The 8,078-nt window shown below is 32.5% G+C and carries 8 protein-coding genes; all 8 read right to left on the bottom strand.

All coding sequences use genetic code 11. The features are described 5' to 3' along the window. Positions 1 to 104: 104 nt before the first annotated feature. Positions 105 to 632, bottom strand: a complete 528-nt coding sequence (locus D1164_RS23260; RefSeq protein ID WP_119352311.1) for a DUF4386 domain-containing protein — start codon at positions 630 to 632, stop codon at positions 105 to 107. Between the two features lie 240 nt (positions 633 to 872). Further along, a complete protein-coding gene (locus tag D1164_RS23255; RefSeq protein ID WP_119352310.1) occupies positions 873 to 1,796 on the bottom strand; it encodes an SGNH/GDSL hydrolase family protein in 924 nt (307 codons plus the stop codon). Positions 1,797 to 1,837: 41 nt separating this feature from the next. Beyond that, positions 1,838 to 2,107, bottom strand: coding sequence for a hypothetical protein (locus tag D1164_RS23685; RefSeq protein ID WP_147372278.1), 270 nt, complete (start codon positions 2,105 to 2,107; stop codon positions 1,838 to 1,840). Between the two features lie 239 nt (positions 2,108 to 2,346). After that, complete coding sequence (locus D1164_RS23245) at positions 2,347 to 3,534, bottom strand: porin family protein (RefSeq protein WP_119352308.1); 1,188 nt, start codon at positions 3,532 to 3,534, stop codon at positions 2,347 to 2,349. Between the two features lie 118 nt (positions 3,535 to 3,652). Further along, on the bottom strand, positions 3,653 to 5,179 hold the full coding sequence (locus D1164_RS23240; protein ID WP_119352307.1) for a BspA family leucine-rich repeat surface protein: 1,527 nt from the start codon (positions 5,177 to 5,179) through the stop codon (positions 3,653 to 3,655). Positions 5,180 to 5,516: 337 nt separating this feature from the next. Further along, on the bottom strand, positions 5,517 to 6,392 hold the full coding sequence (locus D1164_RS23235) for a YncE family protein (protein ID WP_119352306.1): 876 nt from the start codon (positions 6,390 to 6,392) through the stop codon (positions 5,517 to 5,519). Positions 6,393 to 6,453: 61 nt separating this feature from the next. Then, on the bottom strand, positions 6,454 to 7,452 hold the full coding sequence (locus D1164_RS23230) for an NAD-dependent epimerase/dehydratase family protein (protein ID WP_119352305.1): 999 nt from the start codon (positions 7,450 to 7,452) through the stop codon (positions 6,454 to 6,456). A gap of 64 nt (positions 7,453 to 7,516) precedes the next feature. Continuing rightward, a complete protein-coding gene (locus tag D1164_RS23225; RefSeq protein WP_262707181.1) occupies positions 7,517 to 7,942 on the bottom strand; it encodes a Crp/Fnr family transcriptional regulator in 426 nt (141 codons plus the stop codon). Between the last annotated feature and the right edge of the window lie 136 nt (positions 7,943 to 8,078).

The raw sequence follows: 8,078 nt of genomic DNA, 5'->3' as shown, positions 1-8,078 counted from the left end.
TCTTGAAGAGCTTCAAGTACTACTTTTGTTTTAAAGCCTGCGCTGTAAGTTTTTCTCTTTTTCATAACAACAAGTTTATTAAATTTTCAAATTATACTTGTTGTCTAAATTTTGGGGCTAATTATAATTCCCCAAATTAAAATCCATCGGAACATTAGCCTTGCTTTTATAAAAAAAATGTACAACATGATGTTTCCCACACATAACAACAAGACCATAAAGATGTGATTTATAGTATCACGGGTACTTTTTAGTATGGTTCCTAATGCTTCAAAATCCAATGTGTTTGGAGATTCGTTTTGAACAAAAACCTCACTCAAAGTTAATAGGGATAACAATAAGATGGTTCCAATAATAGAAACACTTACCGCTAAAATTCGAAAACTGAGGAATCCCAGTGAAAGGCTATCACTAAACTTTTTAATAACGGGGTAAATCAAAACGGCAAAGCCCATATAAGTAAGCGACAGGGTAAATTGAAAAATGGCAGCTACGATTACCTGATTGGATTGCCTGAAAGCTTCCTTCAAATAATCTGCAGAGTCAATTACCGGTGCGACACTAAAAATCCCTGCAACCATGCCAATCAACATTATGAGTCCGGCTAATCTGATTCTTTTAATGATGTCCATAAACTGTTCTTTTTATAATTTTGATTATTCGTTCCGCAAAATTATTTTCTGCACGAATAAATAAATTGTAAAAAATGGACATCCTTATTTTCTAATCATTGCTTAATTCCCAAAAGTCATTGGGGCCTAATCCTGTAAAGGATCTAAAATCATGAATAAAATGAGCCTGGTCGGAATAATGGCTTCTGTGTGTCAAATCTGTGAAGTTTATGTATTTGAGTCGGTTTATATAACTGATTTTTATTGTAGTAATATTTGTATTTGATTATCAGTCTCTTTCCATTTTTGTAAGGCTTCATCCAAGGAAATACCTTCTTTCATGTTTGGCCTATTATGTCCTATAGATGTTAACCATGCGTCTTTCGTTATTTTTTGACGCTTTGTTGCCAGTTTTAATACCTCCGCTCCATTTTGATGAGCGGAAAGCAAACCTTTGATGTCGGTTGTTTTTGCAAGAGCAGTCTCTCCTAAATATAAAAGTATGTGTTTTGCCATCTCAAAATGGCCTGATTCATTCGGATGAACGCCATCTTTTGCAAATACAAATGCAGGGTCTATAAGCCGATATTCTTCCAGTTTCTTTTTCATTGGCCAGTGAATATCGATTACATTCCATCCATCTGTGTATCGCTTACTTATTAACCAATCAGAATAAATATCAAGAACATTGGCATACGCTTCCCCTTTTCGTTCGTCATAAATGGCTGGTGTAATATGGATTATTTCAGAACCTGATTTTTCTAATTCTTTATGTAGCCAATTGATACCTTTCTTAAATTTTTTAAATCGTTTCTCGCTGAATGGCATATAAATACCGTCGTTCATTCCATAACATGCAAATACCAAATCTGGCTGTGTTTTTTCCATTACTCTTTTCAATCGTTCATGTAAATCCGGACGAGGAAACTTTCCTTCAGCATGGTTGGGTTCAGAGAGCCCGGACACTGTTTCGCTGGGGAGGCCTACATTTATAATTTCATAGTGCTTGTCGGGGTAATGAATCGAAAAATAGGCATCGATAAATTCTATGTATTGTCCCTGGTAAGTTATACTGTTTCCTAAAAAAACAATACGTTTTACATCGGTAGGAATGTTATACGTTTGTGAGAATATTGTGGATTGAATTCCTGTAATAAATATTATTAAAAAAACGGTTCGAATCATTATTCTTTAATTATTTGGTTCCCCTATTTGATTATTTGCGTCTAACATTTTTTATATTGAATGTCATTATCGTAACTAATTGTTTCTGAATTTTTATCATTAATGTATGCACTCGAAAAATAGTTATTTGTCTGTTTCATTTTCCAGGATTTGGTAAAGTTTTCACCAGAACAACTTATGCCAGTGGTTAAATCAAAATATCCGAATTGAATGTCAACGCAATTATTTATTATTTCACTATTGTTTTCAGTGTATCTATAATCTTGTGCTGCCAAATATAAAAATTTCTCCACCACATTATCATAATTCATTAATGATTTCGTATTTAAGTCAATCTTGTCAGTTATGTCTGCGGACAAAAAATAATACGTATCATTTTGGTCGAAATGAAATACCAGGTCACCGGTATATATGTTCAGATTATTTATAAATGATGGATTGATCCATGATGTGGTTCCGAGTACCCGCAAACAGTTAGATTTGCAGGAAGTAGCAAGATTGGTTTGATTTGTCCAACCCTGAAATGACCCGCCTGGCGTAGGACAATTTGCTATTGGGTGTTTTTAAATAGTGTATATCCAAATACTACAGATAATGTTTTGTAGTCGTTTTTTAAGTACATATAGTTGCGAAAAAAATCTTTGTCCGTTAGATATCTTAATTCAACACTATATCTGTTATTGTATTTATACCCCAGTCCAAATGCAAAGTTAATTCCTGTTTTAATTTCCAAAATAATGGAATTTACATAATCAATTTTGGATTTTCCGGAATATTCCAAAATAAAAGAACCATTTACAAAAACTTTGGAATTATCGTTTAGAAAAAAATAATGCCTTATTCCAATCGGCAACTCAATTGATTTGTAATCTACACTGACATTCCTGTAAGAAACAATTTTTTCTGATTTGAAATATTGATAAGTTGGTTCTATTAACACACCCCATTTGTTTTTATTGAATGGCAATACATATTCTGCCTCAACCCCGAATCTAAATCCTAATTCTGCTCCAAAATCAGTATTATTAGAATTTGATATTGATAAAGAAGATCTATTTAAACCTGGTCTTATTGAGATATTGAATGAATTTTTATTTTGTCTTTTTTCAAAACTAATACATTCAGAATGGCTGCATTCATGAAAAGTCTTAAATAAGCTAACCAGCTCTTTCCTTCTATAATTAATTTGCTCAATGTCACTAACGGATATACATGGACATCTTAAAAGGAGCCATAATTGTTGTTTGAATTGAGCATTTACACCCACTTTATTTTCTGATGTTGTGTATTCCTTATAAACTAATTGTTCAATACCTGAATTACCCTTGTTGAAAAAGTACCTTATTGGGTTCCCTTCTTTATAAGAATACAGATTGATTTTTCCTTCAATTAATACCTTTAGGAAATGTGTTTCTTCCATGAACGCAGGGTTTCTGTCATTACTTAGGTCATTGATGTCATTACTTGACCTGTCGATTTTTACTTTATGCCGAATGTATTTTGAGATATTATTGATTCCGAATTCTTTTACTGAGTCAATTGTAAGTGTTTTTTGTTCGTCGTACTCGGACAGTTTGTATACAAATTGAGTTGGATTATCCTCCCAATCAATGTTTTTTATGATGCAATCAATTTTCTGGTCATCATTATTGACGTAATATCCTTTCTCAAAGGAGATTTGGGAATAGCCATTATAGCTTAATAGTGTGATAAGGAATACTAATAGTTGTTTGTTCATTTTATGGGGCATTATTTGTTTTTTAGAGAGAATTCGCGGATGGCATAACAATGAATCCCGCTAGGTAATTTGCATTGTGCAACGGTTACATTTGTTAGGGCTATAGTTTTATTCACTTTTAATTCTTTAAGAAGTGAACAGTCCTTAACTCATTTGCAGATTCAAATTTTAAAAGGTACGTTCCACTACTTAAGTCAGATACATTAATTTCATTTATAATATTTTCAATTTGTTGATTCATTACTAATTTTCCCTGAATGTCAAAAATTTGTACTCTTCCACTTGAATTAGTTTCAAGAAACAACTTGTCATTTGTCGGGACAGGATAAATTTTAAGGGTATTTTTCTTAACTTTTTCAGAAATGCTTGTTGTGTTGGCAGCTAATCCTCCATCTTTAATAGTCCAACCATATTCAGATATTATACTTTGTCTTGCCATTATCGCTGTGCTGTCATACTGAATTTCTCCTGCATCTAAGGTAACACCATGTTGGAGGTCTAATTTTGACCAACCGTTTAAGATTTTTGAATAGTTTCCGGTACTTAGATTGGAACCGGCAAATATTCTTTTCATTCCAGTCCGAAAGGAACTGGATGGTTTTACATTGCTTACATTCCACAAAGAAATATCCTGGTTAAACGAACCAGCGTTATGAAACATATCCTCCATGCGAGTTACATTGCCAACATTCCAGTTTCCAATATTTTGATTAAAAGATGTTGCACCCTCAAACATCCCATTCATTTCAGTAACATTACTTACATCCCAATTTCCGATATCCTGATTAAAAGATTGTGCATCCGCAAACATCGAACTCATATCAGTAACGTTACTTACATTCCATGAATCAAGGGACTGATTAAAAGAAATTGCATATCTAAACATATATGACATATCAGTCACCTTACTCACATTCCACGAGTTGATATTTTGATTAAATGCATTAGCTTCATCAAACATCCAATTCATATTATTAACATTACTTACATCCCAATCTCCAATATTCTGATTAAAATTTGTAGCTCTAACAAACATCCCAGACATACTTGTTACCTTACTTACATTCCAATCTCCAATATTTTGATTAAAAATATAAGCAAGCCAAAGCATGGAATCCATTCTTATTACATTACTCACATCCCAACTTCCAATATCCTGATTAAAAGAATATGCATAAGCAAACATTCCCCCCATATGGGTAACATTACTTACATCCCATGAGCTTATATCCTGATTAAAATTATTTTGCCCATAAAATAAGCCATTCATGTTTTTTATCAGGCTAGTACAAACCGCTGATAAATCTGCCCCTTCTTTAATCATTTGATTTAATGAATTCTTGTCAACAGCTTTATATACAGCACCATTAACCCTTCCAGTATCACCCGCAACACAATTTATACATTTTATTGTTATCCCATTTGTATCCAGATAAAAGGTTGGTTCTTCTTCACTTGATTTTAGTGAAATAATTGTATTTTCTTCCAGGGCATAATTCGGACCATCAAAAAGATTAATCTCATTTGATAGTTTAACATTATTAATATCTTTTAATTCTGTCAGTTCCTGGCCAACTGAAAATTGAGAGGTTAAGAAAATTATGGTTAGCAGGACAACGAAACTAAATACAAATTTTTGTTTCATGATTGTAGCGTTTTGGTTTAAAGATTCTGATTAACGTCAAATTTTGTTGTTTTTATTTTGTATCCATTTGTTCATGCTGTTTTTAGCTACATTAATTTCTGAATAATTTTAAAAATTACCAAAATTTTGTGGTTAGCAACAGTATTTAATAGGCTCTGGAAAATAGATAATTTACGCTTAAATCTATTTCGGAAATGCTTATTTAACTTGATGTTAGCGGCAAGCATATTCAAAGGTGGTGATTGCAGGCTTCAAACTTATCAAACTGTTGCAATGATGAAGCAGGCTGCTGTCATTGAATTTACGACTATTTCGCCTACTTTGTTATAGCCAGATTTTATATACTTCTCCAAAATTTGAACTCTTTTATTTCAAAATCTAATGTATATGAATCTTTAGTTTTTCCGCTTTCAATATCAATAAAAAGAATTTTATTTTGTGAATTTACCAGTATGTAACAATTTGTTTCTTTATCAAATCCAGATACGCATCCATAATAATCATTCCTTTCTTTTATCTCAACTTTACTGGTTAAAGCACCCGTTTCTATATCAATAATTTCGATATAGTTTTTATCTGTCTCTGCAGAATATGTAAAACCTATCAATTGGCTGTCAGTTTTATCAAATATAGCATTGTTAATTATTGATTCAACTTTAATGGATTTTGATATAGAACCGTTGTTTACATTAATAAACTTCAATGTACTATCTGCTGTTAATAGAACATATTCTTTTTCATCATTTTTGTAGAAATAAGTACATGCTAATATACCTTCTCCGAGATCCACTGAATTTTTAGCTTTTATCTCACCATTTGTCAAGTCTAGTTTGACAACAAAATTTGAATTATTCTCAAAATATTGTCCTATTAATACATTTTCTACTGGATCAATTACTGTTTGCGACAATAGTCCAGGAAGTGAAAAATCAGTAATTAATTCTCCTGTTTGAGGATTAACTAATTTGAAATTTGAGTTGCAATCCACATATCCAAATCCGGAAGTGCCCGGATCAAAAAGGGTTGACCCAAAGACGTAACAATCGATCTCCGAAGATTCTATATCTCCTGATTTTAGTTTAACATGAACAATTTCTGTTTTGTTTCCTGTTTTAATTCCTGATATATTTAAACTATCAGTATTATTTACTTTTTCTTTTTCACATGCCCAGGTTAATGGGATTGCAAATAAACAAATCACGATTTTTTTCATTTTATGTGCTTTTATTGTTAATTGGTGGTCTCATTAATTTGGCATTTGTTACCTGCCTGCATTATACAATTTTTTTATTTTCGTTCAAAAATTTTAACGCCTTTTTAATGGCTACAATTGGATTTGTAGGTGAATATCCCAATTCTTGCTCTGATTTACTAATATCCATATCCTGTCGCAACTTAAAATACATACGAACCTGGTTTTTCTGAAGTATAGGTTCTTTCCCATTTATTTTTGACATCATTTCAAAAAAGCTTGCACTAAAGTTCAGCATCCATTTTGGCATTTTAAATGGGGTTTTAATTTTTTGTTCAGGAAACAGCTCCTGGGCTAAATGGATTATTTCTGTTAAACCCACAGCTTTGGAAGTTCCCAGTCCATATCGCTGTCCATTTTTCCCATTTGTAGCGGCTAAATAGCATCCCTCTGCCACATCTTTTACATCTACCCAGTTGATATAGAATTGACTATCGACAAATACTTCTTTTTTCAATACCATTCTCAGCATATTGTGCGAAGGAGTTAATTTTGTGCAATGCTCACCAATCATGGCTGAAGGACATACACTGACCATATCCATGTTATGTTCTTTTGCGATTTTCCAGGCTAATTTCTCACTGTCAATTTTTGAACGATAGTAGACGTTTTCCTTTTCATCATTATAAACATCCGGATTCATAGGTAACGTTTTTCTTCCCATGGCAGCAATGGAACTAACATAGACTACTTTTTTAACATTTGTCTCTGCCGCTGCTTTCATTATATTTTTAGTTGCTAACATATTGGCTTCATAAATATCCCTTTCCGCGTTTTGGGTCCATAGTTTGAAAACAGCGGCAACCTGATACAAAATATCTACCCCTTGTAAGGCTTTGATCAATGACTCTTTATCATGTAAGTCTGCATATATTGGTGTAAAATCTAAATCTTTAAAAGATGATTTATCATCCAGGTTTCTAACAGTACCCCGAACATTAATTCCTTTTGATAATAGATTTCTTAAAAGGTTATTCCCCAAATGTCCATTTACTCCTGTGATAAGTGATGTTCCTTTCATAATTTTTCTTTGTAAATTGAATTACAAAGAATCCTATATATCAGCCAATAAAAGATAACAATTGTTAGGAAATGGTCTGCTGACTTCTTAAACGACTTAATGATTCAGGTTTAATACCCAAATAAGAGGCAATATAGATTATAGGAACGTTTTGGATTACGTTTGGCTTTTCAGTCAATAATTTCTGATAGCGCTCATTTGCTTTAAGCTTAGCAAAACCTCTTATTCTTTCTTCTTTTTTTAGAATGTCATTTTTTAAAAACTTTAATCCAAGCTGAAACCAATTTGGGTTTTGAATACATAATTTTTCGAACGATTTTTCAGATATTACACAAATGAGACAATTTGTTATACATTGAGAATTTTCGAACGATTTTTCATTTTTTAAGAGGCTGTACATAGAGCACACCAATTCCCCTTTTTCGGAAATTTCTGTTGTTATTTCTTCTCCTTGCTCTGAAACATGAAAGGTTCTCACAAAGCCATCCAGAATTAAAAAGTTAAATACTCCCCTTGTTTAGACAACATTACTTCAAAGATAAGTTAGATTTCGTTTCCCGCCCAATTGGGCGGGAAACGAAATCTAAGCGGCCGAGCAGAACACTTTCTCTGGCTTTTTATAATCC

The sequence above is a fragment of the Mariniphaga sediminis genome, from assembly GCF_003573545.1.
In the GTDB taxonomy this organism is placed as follows: domain Bacteria; phylum Bacteroidota; class Bacteroidia; order Bacteroidales; family Prolixibacteraceae; genus Mariniphaga; species Mariniphaga sediminis.
This window is presented reverse-complemented; position numbering and strand designations above follow the sequence as displayed.

Coding starts and splice junctions, on each gene's coding strand:
- D1164_RS23260 (WP_119352311.1), bottom strand. CDS start 632: ATGGACATCATTAAAAGAATCAGATTAGCCGGACTCATAATGTTGATT.
- D1164_RS23255 (WP_119352310.1), bottom strand. CDS start 1,796: ATGATTCGAACCGTTTTTTTAATAATATTTATTACAGGAATTCAATCC.
- D1164_RS23685 (WP_147372278.1), bottom strand. CDS start 2,107: ATGAATTATGATAATGTGGTGGAGAAATTTTTATATTTGGCAGCACAA.
- D1164_RS23245 (WP_119352308.1), bottom strand. CDS start 3,534: ATGAACAAACAACTATTAGTATTCCTTATCACACTATTAAGCTATAAT.
- D1164_RS23240 (WP_119352307.1), bottom strand. CDS start 5,179: ATGAAACAAAAATTTGTATTTAGTTTCGTTGTCCTGCTAACCATAATT.
- D1164_RS23235 (WP_119352306.1), bottom strand. CDS start 6,392: ATGAAAAAAATCGTGATTTGTTTATTTGCAATCCCATTAACCTGGGCA.
- D1164_RS23230 (WP_119352305.1), bottom strand. CDS start 7,452: ATGAAAGGAACATCACTTATCACAGGAGTAAATGGACATTTGGGGAAT.